Annotated in this window: 12 protein-coding genes and 1 pseudogene; 4 read left to right on the top strand and 9 right to left on the bottom strand. The window is 42.3% G+C overall.

Annotated features, from left to right (window positions below; genetic code table 11):
* Positions 1–114 precede the first annotated feature (114 nt).
* A complete protein-coding gene (locus A0125_RS00125) occupies positions 115–747 on the bottom strand; it encodes a C40 family peptidase (RefSeq protein WP_231863054.1) in 633 nt (210 codons plus the stop codon).
* A 74-nt stretch (positions 748–821) separates the two neighbouring features.
* Between A0125_RS00125 and A0125_RS00120 the strand changes: the two genes are divergently transcribed.
* Positions 822–1,724 (top strand): EamA family transporter, encoded by a 903-nt coding sequence (locus A0125_RS00120; RefSeq protein WP_066750332.1) that lies wholly within the window; start codon positions 822–824, stop codon positions 1,722–1,724.
* Between the two features lie 74 nt (positions 1,725–1,798).
* On the opposite strand, the gene A0125_RS00115 is transcribed toward A0125_RS00120, so the two are convergent.
* Together A0125_RS00115 and mtaB are read right to left on the bottom strand one after the other, a co-directional pair.
* Entirely contained in the window at positions 1,799–4,963 is a 3,165-nt protein-coding gene (locus A0125_RS00115; RefSeq protein ID WP_066750330.1) for a TonB-dependent receptor, read from the bottom strand.
* A 192-nt stretch (positions 4,964–5,155) separates the two neighbouring features.
* Positions 5,156–6,475, bottom strand: a complete 1,320-nt coding sequence (mtaB, locus tag A0125_RS00110) for a tRNA (N(6)-L-threonylcarbamoyladenosine(37)-C(2))-methylthiotransferase MtaB (RefSeq protein WP_197464778.1) — start codon at positions 6,473–6,475, stop codon at positions 5,156–5,158.
* Between the two features lie 264 nt (positions 6,476–6,739).
* On the opposite strand from mtaB, the gene A0125_RS00105 reads away from it, so the two are divergent.
* Genes A0125_RS00105 through A0125_RS00095 form a run of 3 tightly spaced genes read left to right on the top strand, consistent with a single transcriptional unit; the run spans position 6,740 to position 9,890 of the window.
* A complete protein-coding gene (locus A0125_RS00105; RefSeq protein WP_066752560.1) occupies positions 6,740–7,561 on the top strand; it encodes a thymidylate synthase in 822 nt (273 codons plus the stop codon).
* Positions 7,562–7,619: 58 nt separating this feature from the next.
* The gene (locus A0125_RS00100) at positions 7,620–8,120 is read left to right on the top strand and encodes a dihydrofolate reductase (protein WP_066750324.1); all 501 of its coding nucleotides are present in this window, start codon (positions 7,620–7,622) and stop codon (positions 8,118–8,120) included.
* 27 nt (positions 8,121–8,147) lie between these two features.
* Entirely contained in the window at positions 8,148–9,890 is a 1,743-nt protein-coding gene (locus A0125_RS00095; RefSeq protein ID WP_066750321.1) for a M61 family metallopeptidase, read from the top strand.
* Positions 9,891–9,964: 74 nt separating this feature from the next.
* Here the strand turns inward: A0125_RS00095 and atpG are convergent.
* The 6 genes and pseudogenes from atpG to atpB form a co-directional block, all read right to left on the bottom strand.
* Positions 9,965–10,842, bottom strand: a pseudogene (gene atpG, locus A0125_RS00090) (ATP synthase F1 subunit gamma).
* Positions 10,843–10,904: 62 nt separating this feature from the next.
* Entirely contained in the window at positions 10,905–12,479 is a 1,575-nt protein-coding gene (atpA, locus tag A0125_RS00085) for a F0F1 ATP synthase subunit alpha (protein WP_066750319.1), read from the bottom strand.
* Between the two features lie 56 nt (positions 12,480–12,535).
* Positions 12,536–13,084, bottom strand: coding sequence for an ATP synthase F1 subunit delta (atpH, locus tag A0125_RS00080; RefSeq protein WP_066750317.1), 549 nt, complete (start codon positions 13,082–13,084; stop codon positions 12,536–12,538).
* Between the two features lie 24 nt (positions 13,085–13,108).
* Positions 13,109–13,609, bottom strand: a complete 501-nt coding sequence (locus A0125_RS00075) for a F0F1 ATP synthase subunit B (RefSeq protein ID WP_066750314.1) — start codon at positions 13,607–13,609, stop codon at positions 13,109–13,111.
* 110 nt (positions 13,610–13,719) lie between these two features.
* A complete protein-coding gene (gene atpE / locus A0125_RS00070; protein WP_028070619.1) occupies positions 13,720–13,908 on the bottom strand; it encodes an ATP synthase F0 subunit C in 189 nt (62 codons plus the stop codon).
* Positions 13,909–13,944: 36 nt separating this feature from the next.
* Positions 13,945–15,030, bottom strand: coding sequence for a F0F1 ATP synthase subunit A (gene atpB, locus A0125_RS00065; protein ID WP_066752557.1), 1,086 nt, complete (start codon positions 15,028–15,030; stop codon positions 13,945–13,947).
* Between the last annotated feature and the right edge of the window lie 10 nt (positions 15,031–15,040).

Here is a 15,040-nt window from a genome sequence, read left to right as displayed (position 1 = left end):
CGAGAAAAATGCGTTTCCCTCTATCAGACATAATATAAAAATGTAAAGTGCGCACAAAAGTACGCAATTATACACACTTTATGACTGCAAGTGTATAAAGAGACGTTTTGTTGACTAAGTTTTGGGACTTCCGGCTCGCTTGAAATAACGGTAATACCATGTGTCCCTCAAATCAGATATGATAACGCCTTTTCTGGTAGAAACGTGTACAAACTTGCCATTGCGCAAATAGATGCCGACGTGATCAATATTGCGCCCACCAAAAGAAAAAAATACAAGATCACCTTCTCGAAGTTGGTTTTCATATTTCCGCTTCACGTTTTCAGCCATATCCCGAGAAGTGCGTGGCAGATTTTGACGATATATCTCCCGATACAGCAAACCGACGAAGGCTGAACAATCCATGCCATTGCGATCGAGACCGCCCGTGCGGTGTGGCGTTCCCATCCAATCATCTATAAAAAGATATAGATCGCTGCTTTTGGAGATTTCACGACTATTTACTCCTAACAATTGCGCGTAATTGTCGAGCTTATTCCCGGAATATGTCATGGAGCGCGCTTTACTGGCATCAGACACAGGTGTTTTCGCTGTATTTCGGTGTCTACTACTTTCTAGTTTTCCATACCGATTATTCGTATTAGCTTTTTTTCGAGCACCACACGAGCTAATTAACAACGCGCCGCATAGCATAAATATGACATGATACGCTCTATAGAAACGGAGTTGTGTAATATTATTCGCCATGCTACAAAAGTATTTTCGTGATACGAAAAAGCAAAGCACTTTTTTCCACATTTGTTATTTACTTTTGCGAGGTAATGGAAAAATTAAAAGGATCGTTGGCTGTTTTTTGGGGAGCAGCAAGTTTTGGCGTACTTTCAACTTTTGTAAAAAAAGCGTATGAAGCAGATTTTAGCTTAGGTGAGGTAACTGGCGCTCAGGCACTATTTGGCGCCATTTTTTTATGGTTGGTGTATGCATTTACACCATTAAGCACAACATCTACACGGCCTACCAATCGCAAAGATCCTAAGTGGTTGTTGATCGTAGCTGGCTTGAGCACTGGACTAGTCAGTGTATTATATTATCAATGTGTACAACTCGTACCGGCTTCGATCGCGATTATCCTATTGATGCAATACATTTGGATTGGCGCCATCTTAGAGTGGCTACTGTTTAGAAAAGCTCCGAGTACAATACAATTAATTGGTTGTGTGCTGATCATCATTGGAACCATATTTTCCACAGGATTTTTAGAAGAAGAGGCTCCTAAACTGTCTATTCAAGGATTGTTGTACGGATTAGGTGCCGCTACGGCCTATTCGCTTTTTATCATGCTTAATGGTCGAATTGGTAACGATTATCCGACGGTATTAAAAAGTGCTTTGATGATTTCGGGTGCTTTGCTACTTATCATAGTCTTATTGCGACCGGTTGGATTATTATGCTTGGATACGATGCTTCGCTTGTTACCTTATGGGCTTTTATTAGCCCTATTTGGCACCGTGATTCCACCATTGCTATTTGCGTACGGCATGCCCAAAACGGGATATTCCTTAGGCAGTATTTTAAGTGCAGTAGAATTGCCTGTGGCGGTGTGCATGTCGCATTTGATACTAGGCGAATATGTGTCTGGCGGACAATGGTTTGGCCTGATCTTCATTCTTACCGTCATTGTGGCTATTCAACTCCAAAAACCTAAAAAAGCTCCGACGCTTTAACATCGGAGCTAGCATAATTTATTGTCATGCACAGCAACTATTTGCTATGCAATTGGTTGGTGGAATATTTTTTTTTAGAAGGCATAGCGCATTCCGAATTGAACTTGGAACGGGTTGCCGGATGGTGCCGCCCGGCCTACGCTATTAACATTGTAATTGAATTGACCGTCGGTAAAAGCATTTGCTGCGGGCAAAGCATATAACGCTTGTGATCCCAGGTTGTGCATTACGCCCCATTCTTTGTTGAGCATATTCATAAAATTGAAAATCTCGCCAGATATTTCTACGCTGTGCGAACGGAAAAGCTTCACGTTGGTCGCCAAACGAACGTCTACCGTACCATAAAAGCCGTTGATCCCGCCATTGCGTTCTGCAAACGTACCTCTATAAGTCTCAATATAATTTTTCATACTTTGACTAGCCTCGGGGTTATCCAAAATAGCTTGCAATCCAGTACGAATGTTTTGCGGAGTATTGGGATTGGTATAGTCGAATATATACGCTAAGTTATTCGCCGCACCACCAAAATCACCACTAGTATTGGCGCCAGCGAGCAAGCTGTACCTTGTACCACCAATCCCTGTATATCGAACACCAACCTGCACACCGTAGAAGGTAGGCAAGTTTCCATAAGCTACTAACTTATGACGAAATTGGTTGGAAGAATACGTCACCATACTCAAGTCGCGTGGATCATTTATTACCGCTTGAGATAAAGTTGCTGAGTTGGCCACGTTACCATTAAAAGACGTATTATCTTTTGTATCGTTCCATGTGTAGCTCACGGTGAACGTGCCGTCTTTAAAGTAATTGTATGTACCATCAATTACGACGGCATAATTATTCACTTTACCAATACTCGTCAGTTCGAGCACACGACCAAGCTGATCAGAAATTCTTCCTTGCTGCCAGTCAGGTTGTCCATTGTTTGGAATCGTATTTTCTGGAACGAATACGGAGCGGTTTCCTTCGTTCGCTAAGCGGAAGAACGGATCTGCCACCATATTACGATCAATGTATGTATAGTTATTACGTCCCAAAGTCATGTAGCCTGTAGCGCTTACTTTGAACCTATCAGTAATAAAGCGTGTATAAGAAAGGTTGGCTTTGTACACTGTTGGTACGGCAGCATTTTCTCCTGTATAATTGATGGTAGGTACTCCCCGATCCAACACCGTTGGAATCGTACTCATATCGGCGCGATAAGAATTAAAATCAACCGCTGGAACAGCAGCACCACGTACATCGACGGTGGTAAAATTACTTCCATCGAATGTTAGGTTATTGATAATCATGTAATTGTTGATATCAGAAGCAAAAATACCAGCACCAGCACGTAGTATATCTGTACCATTCTGGTTGATATCCCAACTAAATTGTAATCTTGGCTGTATGATAAATGTACCCAACTTATTATCGGTTCGAATACCCAATTCTTGGTCGACTAATGGGTTGTACTGTGCTTTAGGATAGCCCGCATAATCGAAGCGAAGTCCGGCTGTTATTTCCATTCCCGGAGCAATATCTTTACGCATCTGTCCATACACCCCGAGATTAGCAATTGTACCGCGTACCGCGACATCGTCTTTTAACGGCACTTCACGATAATATCTATAAGCATTACCTTGCTCCAAGTTATCTAGACCCGAAAAGTGGAAACGTCCATTGACCTCAGAACCGTAAACAGATTTGGAAGTAGTCGTCATCAAATCCACTCCCAATACATACTTTGCCCAATCCGTATCGTAATACACGTTATTCATTAACTGTACCACATGATTCCGAAAATTTTCTTGTGCGAAGCGATGACCTCCTAACTGCAAGTTGGTACGAAGTGTTCCTCCTTCAATGGTAGACTCTACGCCTTCCACGATGGCTCTCGGAATGTACCCCGGTGCAATCTGATCGCCTTGTGTACTATTCTGGTAAAGATAAAGATATTGGACTTTTAACTCGTTGGTTAATCGTGGAGATATAGATGTTCTTAGGGTCGCCAAAAAATTATTGTCCACGTTTTTATCATTACCATAAGACTCCAGAAGATTAATACTGGTATTATCCGCCAAACCTAATGGATTGTAATCGTAGGTAAAGTTGTTGCGCACGGTCAATAAATTTTTATCATTGATCTGCCAATCTAACCTTAAAAATCCAGCATCAGAAGTCCGTTTCTTATCAATAGCTCCGGTCTGCGGCACATCGGATACGCCATAACGACTTCTGGCAATACCCAAGTACCGATCGAGCGTAGCTTGGTTAATACCAAACACTTGCTGGTTTAAATCGCCCCGAAGATCGGCGATGAGCAATGCGCGATTGTCTTGCTGACGATCCCACACAGCGAAAAAATGGAGTTTATCTTTTATAATCGGACCTCCTAACGAAAACCCATACTGATAGGTTCCATAACTTCCCAAACGTGGATTGCCTGCGATATCGTACCTGCTACTCGACCAATCTGCACGACCGAACATAAAAGCCGACCCAGTTAAGGTATTCGTTCCTGCTTTGGTCACCGCACTTACTGTACCTCCGCCGCTTCGACCAAAAGTAACATCATACTGATTGGTAACCACTTTAAACTCACGTACGGCTTCCATAGATAATGAATAAGGCGCACCACTTCTTGCCGTAGTTGATCCGGCAGATGTTGGGTTTTTCGCACTCATACCATCAATGGTAAAGTTAGTAGAAGATGCTAACTGGCCTGAAATAGAACCGCCTGCTGTAGCTAAAGGGGAAAGTTCGGTTAAGGAAGTAAAATTCCGTCCATTTACTGGCAAAGAGCGAATTACTTTGGAGGAGAATGCGGTAGCTGCCCCCAAATAATCTTTCGTATTTACTAAACCTGATGCATTGACTTCTACGACATCTAGGCTGGACGTGCGCGAGACAACTTCAACTTCGATGCGAGCCACATCTCCTTGATTCAGTTGAATACCCGTTACAGCTCCTTCCCCACTGCTCAGGTGCGTAGCCGTAACGACATATGGACCGCCTAAGGGCAACTGTTTAATATCAAAATTGCCACGATCGTTACTTATTGAACTCGTGGTAAAACCGGTAGATTCATTGCGAACTTGTATCGTAGCACCTGCAACAGGCGCACCAGAAGAATTCAAAACGCGGCCCGCAATAGCGGCCTGTGTACCTTGACCAAGTACATGATTGCTGGTAGCAAACAGTAAAGTAAGCAGGTAGAAAACACAAAATGCATGATGTGTAGCTGTTCTTTTCATAAAACAATAATCGAATATAGTGCTGTTAATGTGCCAGCAAAAATACCGTCGCATCGTTATGCAAAAAACAACCTGATATTATGAAAATATTATGAAAATCGCACAGTAAATTGCCATAAAACACTTATAGTGCTATCGCTCTCGCGAAACATTGGTGAAGGTGCAACTAATATTATGGAGAAAAATTACTACCTAATGAGCTAATAACTCCGGAAGCTCTTCCATATCCATTTCGCCCGAATCGGTCACGGTGGTAAATCGTACTGGAACGATCTCATTGACCAATAGCGGATCGTACGGCGTACGAACTTTCACGTAGTTTTTGGAGAAACCGTGCATGTAACCGTCTTTCTCATCCCCTTCGAACAGCACATCGCCAATCGAATTTACCTGTGATTCGTAGAATGCACGACGTTTCTTCTCGGATAAGATATGGAGCATTTTGCTTCTATCGCTACGTTGCGACCCAGGTACTGCACCTTCCATTTGTGCGGCAATGGTATTTTCACGCTCTGAGTACGTAAAGACGTGCAAATAGGATATATCTAGCTCATTGAGGAAGTTGTACGTATCGAGGAAATCTTCGCGAGTTTCGCCTGGAAAACCAACAATCACATCCACACCAATGCAGCAATTAGGCATCAAAGATTTGATCTTTGCCACACGCTCTGCGTACAATTCGCGTTTGTAACGACGGCGCATTGCTGCCAAGGTTTTGTTGTTACCAGATTGCAATGGCATATGAAAGTGCGGCACAAAACGTTGCGATTGGGCGACAAACTCAATAATTTCATTAGAAAGCAAGTTGGGCTCGATGGAGGATATCCGAATACGGTCAATTCCTTGCACTTCATCCAAAGCTTTGACGAGATCCAGAAACTTATCCTGACGTTTGCCATCTCGAATACCGTAATCACCAATATTTACGCCTGTGAGTACGATTTCTTTTACACCGGAAGCAGCGATATCTGCCGCTTGCTGCACCAAATCAGGAATGCTACCTGAACGACTCGCGCCACGGGCTAATGGAATGGTACAAAAGGTACAGGAATAATCACAACCGTCTTGCACTTTCAAAAAAGTACGGGTACGATCGCCGATCGAAAAAGCAGATACAAATTGCTGCGTTTCGGCAATTGGTGCATTGTGTACCACCGCTTTCTCCTGCTTGGTTAGATCATTGATATGCTCGATGATATTGAACTTTTCGGCTGCGCCCAACACCATATCTACTCCCGGTATTTCCGAGATTTCTTTGGGTTTCAGTTGCGCATAACAGCCTACGATCGTGATGTAAGCATTTGGAGAATGTTTTAAGGCTTCTTTAACCACTTTACGGCATTTTTTATCCGCATTATCAGTTACCGAACAAGTATTGATGACATAAACATCAGCCTGACTGTTGAACGGAGTGGTATCGTAGCCAGCATCCTTGAATAAGCGTCCAATAGAAGAAGTTTCCGAAAAATTCAGTTTACATCCCAGCGTATAAAACGCTACCTTCTTGTTCATTGTCATCTCATCCATGTGCTTACTCTTCTACGCATCGCTACCCGACGAGTTCGTCAGATACCTGCTTTTCATTTTGCAAAAATACACAAAATGCTCGAAATGTGCTTTGTGGAAAAAATATGATCTCTGCATGATATGAAAAACCGCTATCTTCGCAGATAGTGGTTTCCAATACCACCATTATGCAGCATGCGCGAGGTTTTACCATCGTGACCAATGAGCTGGGGAGAACATCGTTTTTTTAACTATGACAGAAATAAGAATATGAAGCAATATCTGGATCTATTGGATCATGTATACCGCACCGGCACCGAAAAGACAGATCGTACGGAAACAGGCACGCGCAGCGTATTTGGCTATCAAATGCGTTTCGACCTGAAAGCTGGCTTTCCATTGGTTACCACCAAAAAGTTACACATGCGATCCATTATCCACGAATTGATCTGGTTTCTGAAAGGAGATACCAACATCAGCTATTTAAAAGAAAATGGTGTTAGTATTTGGGATGAGTGGGCGGATGAAAACGGAAATCTGGGTCCGGTTTATGGATCTCAGTGGCGCTCTTGGCCTACGCCAGATGGGCAACATATCGATCAGATTGCACAAGTTATCGATCAGTTGAAAAATTCGCCAGATTCTAGACGAATCATCGTATCGGCTTGGAACGTGGCCGAAATTGGCAATATGGCACTTCCACCCTGCCATGCTTTCTTTCAGTTTTATGTCGCGCCGGCGCAACCCGAAAAAGGTATCTTGAAACCGCAATTGTCTTGTCAGTTGTATCAGCGCAGTGCCGATATTTTCTTGGGTGTCCCGTTTAATATTGCATCCTACGCTTTGCTAACGATGATGGTGGCGCAGGTTTGTGATATGGAAGCAGCAGAATTTATCCACACGCTCGGCGATGCGCATATCTATAGTAATCATTTTGAGCAAACAGAATTGCAACTGTCCAGAGATCCGAAGCCGATGCCGACGATGAAGATCAATCCGGATGTGAAAGATATCTTTGATTTCAAATTCGAAGATTTTGAATTGGAAGATTATACTTTTCATCCGCACATTAAGGCACCCGTTGCTGTTTAGTTAGTACACACAAAGCATTCACCATAGCGTAATTCTGGTTACGCTATCATTATAAAACATGAATAATATTACAATTACACTGATTGCGGCAGCTTCAGAAAACAACGTTATTGGGAAGAACAATGATCTTGCTTGGCACTTGCCAGATGATTTTCGCTATTTTAAAAACACAACCAAAGAGCATTCGGTGGTGATGGGTCGCAAGACCTTTGATTCGATGGGCAAAGCATTGCCAGATCGTCGTAATATCGTAATTACCCGCGATCAAAAATGGTCAGCGGACGATGTGGATGTGGCGAACTCGCTAAACGAAGTATTCACCTACTGCCGTGATGAGCGCGAGATTTTTATTATCGGTGGAGCCGAAATATACAAACAAGCGCTTCCGTATGCACACAAAATCCTGCTGACGCGTGTGCATACGACGATAGATGGTGATGCATATTTTCCTGAATTCGACGAGTCGCAATGGAAATTGATTGATTCGAAGCGACACGAGAGCGACGAAAAACATGCTTTCGCGTTTACTTTTGAAGTTTACGAACGTATCGAAGCCTAAACTATTTATTTCTCCTTATCACAATCCATGAGCGAACAGACCACACCGACGATCTCCTATACCCTATCATTCACCGAACCACAAGCACATTATGTGGAAGTGAGCCTTTCTTTGAAAGGTTTCAGTGCTGATTTTATCGATCTAAAAATGCCCGTTTGGACACCAGGATCGTATTTAGTACGGGAGTTTGCACGTCATGTGGAGTCGTTTTCTGCGCAACAGGATAATGGAGAAACGGTAAGACAGGAGAAGATTAGCAAAAACACGTGGCGCATCTATCATCCGCAAAAAGATACGACTGTACGCTATCGTATATATGGTTTCGAAACTTCAGTGCGTACAAATTTCATCGATGATACGCATGCATTCATCAGCCCTGCGGGCACATTTCTGTACGTAGATGGTCATTTAGATCTTCCTTGCACGGTGCAAGTAGAGCTACCACAAAATTGGTCAACCATTACAACAGGTTTGCCTGAAATAGATCAGCATACATATGAAGCCGAGAACTTCGACATCTTGTTTGATTCTCCAATAGAAATAGGAAATCAAGATGTCTGGCATTTCGAAGCGGAAGGAATACCACATGAATTTGCGATGGTCGGCGGTGGCAACTATAATAAGGAGCAGCTTGCTGCCGATATTCAAAAAATCGTAGCGGAAGAAACACGCATTTGGGGATCCAATCCCAACGATCGCTATGTCTTTATCACGCACAATTATCAGCAAGGTGCAGGCGGTTTAGAGCACCTCAACTCGACCGTGCTCGGCGCTAGCCGCAATGGTTATACACAAGCGGCCTCGTACAACAACTTTTTGAGCTTGGTCGCGCATGAATATTTCCATTTGTGGCATGTGAAACGATTGCGTCCAGCGCCACTTGGACCTTTCGACTACGAAAACGAAAACTATACAGCGCTGCTGTGGATCATGGAAGGTTTCACTTCGTATTATGATAATCTGATTACTTACCGTTGCTCATTCCGTGATGAAGTGGATTATCTGCAGATGCTTGCACAAGAATTTAACCTGGTGTACAATCGCCCGGGTTACGAGATACAATCTGTCGGTCAGTCGAGTTTCGACACGTGGATTAAGCAGTACCGCCCGGATGAAAACTCAGCCAACACTAGCATTTCGTATTATAACAAGGGTGCGATGTTAGCTGTGGCGATGGACTTGAAAATTATTGCAGAAACTGGTGGTAAAAAGCGTATGGACGACGTCTTAAAAGCAGCTTATAATCAGTTTTATTTGAAGGAGCAACGCGGATTTGCCGAAAAAGAGTTCCAGGACTTAGCGGAAGCAGTTTCTGGCGTGGATTTGTCCGAAATATTTGCTGCAGTATACACCACTGAGGAGTTGGATTATAATAGCTATTTCAACCCTGTGGGTTATGAACTGATCGATCAATTAGCCGACAGCAAAACGCTCAGTTTGGGTATACGAACTGCGAACAATGACACGAGAATATATATTAAAGGCGTAGATCGGAATTCTTCCGCATGGAAGGCTGGCCTAAATGTAAATGACGAAATATTAGGTATTAATGGCGTTCGGATGGATCCTGCGGGTAGAGAATTGGAAATAGCTATCCAACAAGGCACTTTTGGACAATCTATTGACGTATTGATCGCTCGGGATGGTATTATTCGTACTATCAGCACACCGCTAAGCTACAGCGAGAAAAAATCGCTTGTTGTACAACGACGCGAGAATGCTTCTGATCAAGAAAGAGAATTGGGGAAAGTTTGGTTGAAGCGTTCCTAAAATAAAAAAGGTAGAGATAAAATCTCTACCTTTTTTGCTATGTAATGCGCTATCGCGCGAATATTTACTAGTTACTAGCTTGACAAAGCTGCGGCTCCAGAGACAATCTCTGTTAATTCCGTAGTGTTGCTGCCTGACGGGCTTGGTTGTACGATAGCTTCAATTGCTTCAACAAATCGCCAGCATTATCGGTAGCCTTATCCATCGCTGTCATACGTGCGCCGTGCTCCGAAGCATGTGAATCTAAAACTGCCTTATACAATTGCGTTTTGATCGTCTTTGGAATCAATTCTTCAATGATCTTTTCTTTCGAAGGCTCAATGATGTAGTCGATTTCTTCCACCTTGGTGTCTTCAGCTTTCTCAGCTACAAAAGGTAATAACTGCTCTGAAGTAAGAATCTGTACTGCTGCGTTACGAAACTGGTTGTACACTACTTCTACGCGATCTACATTTCCTGCTTTGAACTCGTTCATCACCATATCGGTCACTTCAGATACATTCTCAAAACTTAAATTATTGAAAAGCTCATTGTGATTACCAACTAGTGCAAAGTTACGTTTGCCAAAGAATTCGTGACCTTTTTTTCCAATCGCAATAATACTTACATCTCCACGGGCAAATTGATCCGCATATTTTGCGGCAATCAAATTATTCGCTGTTTTGATGGCATTGGCATTAAAAGCACCTGCCAGACCTCTGTTGGACGTGATGACGATGATCATAACTTTGGTAGGAACACGATCTTCCGTGTAGGGAGAATCATTTCCTTCCACAGATGCTGATACCTGCGTTAAGATCTCTTTCAGCTTATCGGCATATGGGCGCAATTGTACAATAGCATTGGTTGCTCTTTTCAATTTTGCTGCCGAAACCATTTTCATGGCTTTGGTGATCTGCTGCGTGGAGGTTACCGAGGTAATTCGGTTTCTAACTTCTTTTAAATTCGCCATAAGTTTATTTAGATATGAGTCTGCGCTATGCATGCGATGATGCGTAGCACAGACCCTATCGGCTAATATTTAGATGCTAATTCTTTAGCTACTGTTTCTAATACACTTGTTTGTTCGTCAGAGAATTTACCTGCTTTTAGCGCAGCCAATACTTCTGGATGACGCTGCTCCAGTTGAGTAACAAATTCATCTTCGAACTTACGAACATCTTTTACGGGGATACTACGCAACAAACCTTTGGTACCGATATAGATAATAGCTACCTGCTTCTCAACTGCAACTGGTGAAAACTGACCTTGTTTCAAGATCTCTACGTTGCGAGAACCTTTATCCAATACTGCTTTTGTTGCTGCATCTAAATCCGATCCAAATTTAGAGAACGCTTCTAGCTCACGGTACTGTGCTTGATCCAATTTTAATGTACCGGATACTTTCTTCATGGATTTGATCTGCGCGTTACCACCTACACGAGATACCGAAATACCTACGTTGATCGCTGGGCGAATACCTGCGTTAAACAAGTTAGACTCCAAGAAGATCTGACCATCTGTAATCGAAATTACGTTGGTAGGAATATATGCAGATACGTCACCCGCTTGTGTTTCAATGATTGGCAAAGCAGTCAATGAACCACCACCTTTTACCAAATGCTTGATAGATTCTGGTAAATCATTCATTGAAGCAGCAATCTCATCATTGCTGTTGATTTTCGCAGCACGCTCCAATAGACGAGAGTGAAGGTAAAATACATCACCTGGGTATGCCTCACGTCCAGGAGGACGCTTCAACAATAGTGAAACTTCACGGTATGCGACAGCTTGTTTTGACAAATCATCATAAACGATCAATGCTGGACGACCTGTATCACGGAAAAACTCTCCGATTGCTGCTCCCGCCATTGGCGCGTAAAACTGCATCGGTGCAGGATCTGCAGCAGATGCCGCAATTACTACCGTATAAGCCATCGCGCCATTTTCTTCTAACGTACGAACAATGTTCGCTACCGTAGAGTTCTTTTGACCAACAGCTACATAAATACAAAATACTGGCTCACCAGCTTCGTAAAATTCTTTTTGGTTGATGATCGTATCGATACACACCGCAGTTTTACCTGTCTGGCGGTCACCAATAACCAACTCACGCTGGCCACGACCAACTGGAATCATCGCATCAATCGCTTTGATACCTGTTTGCAACGGCTCTGTTACTGGCTGACGGTAGATAACGCCTGGAGCTTTACGCTCAATCGGCATTTCATACGTTTCACCAACAATAGCTCCTTTACCATCGATCGGCTGACCTAATGTATTGACAACACGACCTAATAATCCTTCACCTACCTTGATAGATGCGATACGGTTTGTACGTTTGATCGTATCACCTTCTTTGATCTCATCCGATGAACCTAAGATTACAACACCTACGTTGTCTTCTTCCAAGTTCAAAACGATACCTTGCAATCCATTTTCAAATTCAACCAATTCACCGGACTGTACTTTCGTCAATCCATAGATGCGAGCGATACCGTCACCGACTTGCAATACGGTACCTACTTCTTCCAGTTCCGCGTCTGATTTAAAGCCTGACAATTGCTCCCTAAGAATTGCCGAAACCTCATCTGGTCTTACCTCTATCATTTTATTATTATAAGGGGGTTTTGAATTTAATTTATACTTTTCGCTGTTTATCTAAACTAGATAACGTTTGCAGCAAAGTGTTTCTCCAATTTATTTAATCTGCCAGCGATGCTCACATCCACTTGGCGGTCACCTACTTTGATCACAAATCCACCAATTAAAGTAGCATCTACTTTCGTATCAAGCACCACTTCATTGGCTTTGATTTCTTGTGCAATCTGTGCTTTCAACTGCGTTAGGTTCTCTTCCGACAATGGTACCGCCGAAGTTACTGTAGCTTGTACAATACCTTTTTCAACGCGGTATTCACGAATGAATTCGATTGCGACATCATTCAAAATATCTGAACGACCTTTTGTAACCAACATGTGAAAGAAACTCAAGACAGATGGTTGCACTTTTCCATCAAACAGCGCCGATAAAATACTACGTTTTTTATCTTGCTTGATAATAGGATTCTTTAGTACAGCAGCTAATTCCGCGTTTTGCTTCACCACTGCAATAAATTGCTCCATATCGCCCTTCACGGCATCCAAATTGCCCTGCTCTTTCGAGAGGTCAATAAGTGACTTGGCGTAACGGGAAGCAACTGTAAATACTGACATAGAAATACTTTAATAATGGGTGAACTAGCTTAACTTAACGTCTTTTAGCAAATCTTCTACTAGCGATTCTTGCTTCGATTGATCGGCAAATTCTTTCGTCAATACCTTACGGGCAATGTCCAAAGATAGAGAAGAAACCTCAGATTTAACTTCAGCTAATGCACGAAGTTTTTGTTCGTCGATCTCACGTTTAGCATCTTCGATCAGGCGAGCACCTTCGGTTTGCGCATGCTGTTTAGCTTCGGCTACGATCTTATCTTTCAATTCTTTTGCTTCTTTCAAGATTAAGTCACGCTCTTCACGTGCTTCTTTCAGCAATTGCTCATTTTCGTTGGTTAGGCGAGCCATTTCCAACTTTGCTTTTTCGGCAGAAGCCAATGCATCGGCAATACCATTCTCACGCTCTTCAAGAGCATTTACGATAGGTTTCCAAGCAAACTTTCCTAAAATAAAGATAACGATAAGTAGGATGATAAGCTGCCAGAAGAACAAGCCGTACGAAAACTGATTAATAAGTGCTTCCATTATATTGTGTAGTCTTAAACTGTTATATTTTTCTTTTTTGTTACATTTAAGTAAACATAGTCTGCAACCAACCGTTGCAAACTATGTTTGTACTTTTAGTTGATCTGAGCTTATTTACCCAAGATCAAAGCACCGAATGCCAAACCTTCAACTAAGGCACCGATGATAATCATAGCAGTCTGGATTTTAGATGCTGCTTCTGGCTGACGAGCGATAGCTTCCATAGCTGAACCACCGATTTTACCCAAACCTAAGCCTGCACCAATTACGATAAGACCTGCTCCAATTAAGTTGTACATAATAATTAATTTATAAAATTTAACAAAAAAATGCGATTAATGATGAGCGTGTTCTTCCACGGCCATACCTATAAATAATGATGATAACATCGTGAAGATGAAAGCTTGCAAGAAAGCAACCAACAACTCCAAGAAAAACAATAGCAATGTTAGCAACATCGAAACACCAATACTACCTGGAATCGTCAATTGTTGTTGAAACAAGTACACGATTGCGATCAATCCCATCACTACGGAGTGACCTGCGGTAATGTTGGCAAACAAACGTAACATCAACGAGAATGGTTTGGTAAACATACCTAACACCTCAATTGGTGCTAATACAAATTTGAATGGAACTGGCACACCTGGCATCCAGAAAATGTGCTTCCAGTAATCTTTATTTGCTTTGAAAGTCGTAATGAAGAAAGTAAACAAAGCCAAACACAAGGTGATGGTGATGTTACCTGTTACGTTGAAACCTAGCGGAGTCAATCCTAATAAATTCAACAAGAAGATTAAGAAGAACACCGATAATAGGTATGGCATAAACTCTTTGTAACGGTGGCCAATATTTGGGATAGCCATCTCATCACGTACATATAGCACTAATGGCTCCAATACACGACCAGCACCTTTTGGCAAGTTGTTAGCTCCTTTTTTATATGTCTTAGCTAAGCTAATGAATCCAATAAACAACAGTAAGGCAGCAAGCATCAAACCTACTACGTTTTTAGTAATCGAAAAATCTAAGGGCTTAGCGTTCGTTGGGTGATGGTGTTCGTCCATATCCAATGTACCAGCAGCATCCGTTTTGTAGATCTTACCATGATACAAGGCGTAGTGCTGTCCATCTTTCTCTACCGTATGCTCACCGTGGTGAAACTCGCCAGATGAAAAAACCTTCAATCCATTATCAATCAATATTACAGGCAAAGGAAATCCATAATGCTTTCCAGCTTTCTTATCGGTGAACAACGAAAAATAATGATCGTCTTCCAAGTGATGCTGAATGTACTGTGAAATTTCTTCTTCTTGACTGTGCGAACCTTCCTGATGCGCATCGTCTGCGCGTAGTGAAAATGGACTTACAGCAAGTAAAAATACTGTGAAAAGGATGAGTGCTTTATTAAAATTTAGCATTTTAGATTTC

This window comes from Sphingobacterium populi (assembly GCF_001586775.1).
Lineage (GTDB): Bacteria > Bacteroidota > Bacteroidia > Sphingobacteriales > Sphingobacteriaceae > Sphingobacterium > Sphingobacterium populi.
The sequence above is the reverse complement of the archived record's forward strand: the minus strand, read 5'-3'. Positions and strand labels throughout refer to the sequence as shown.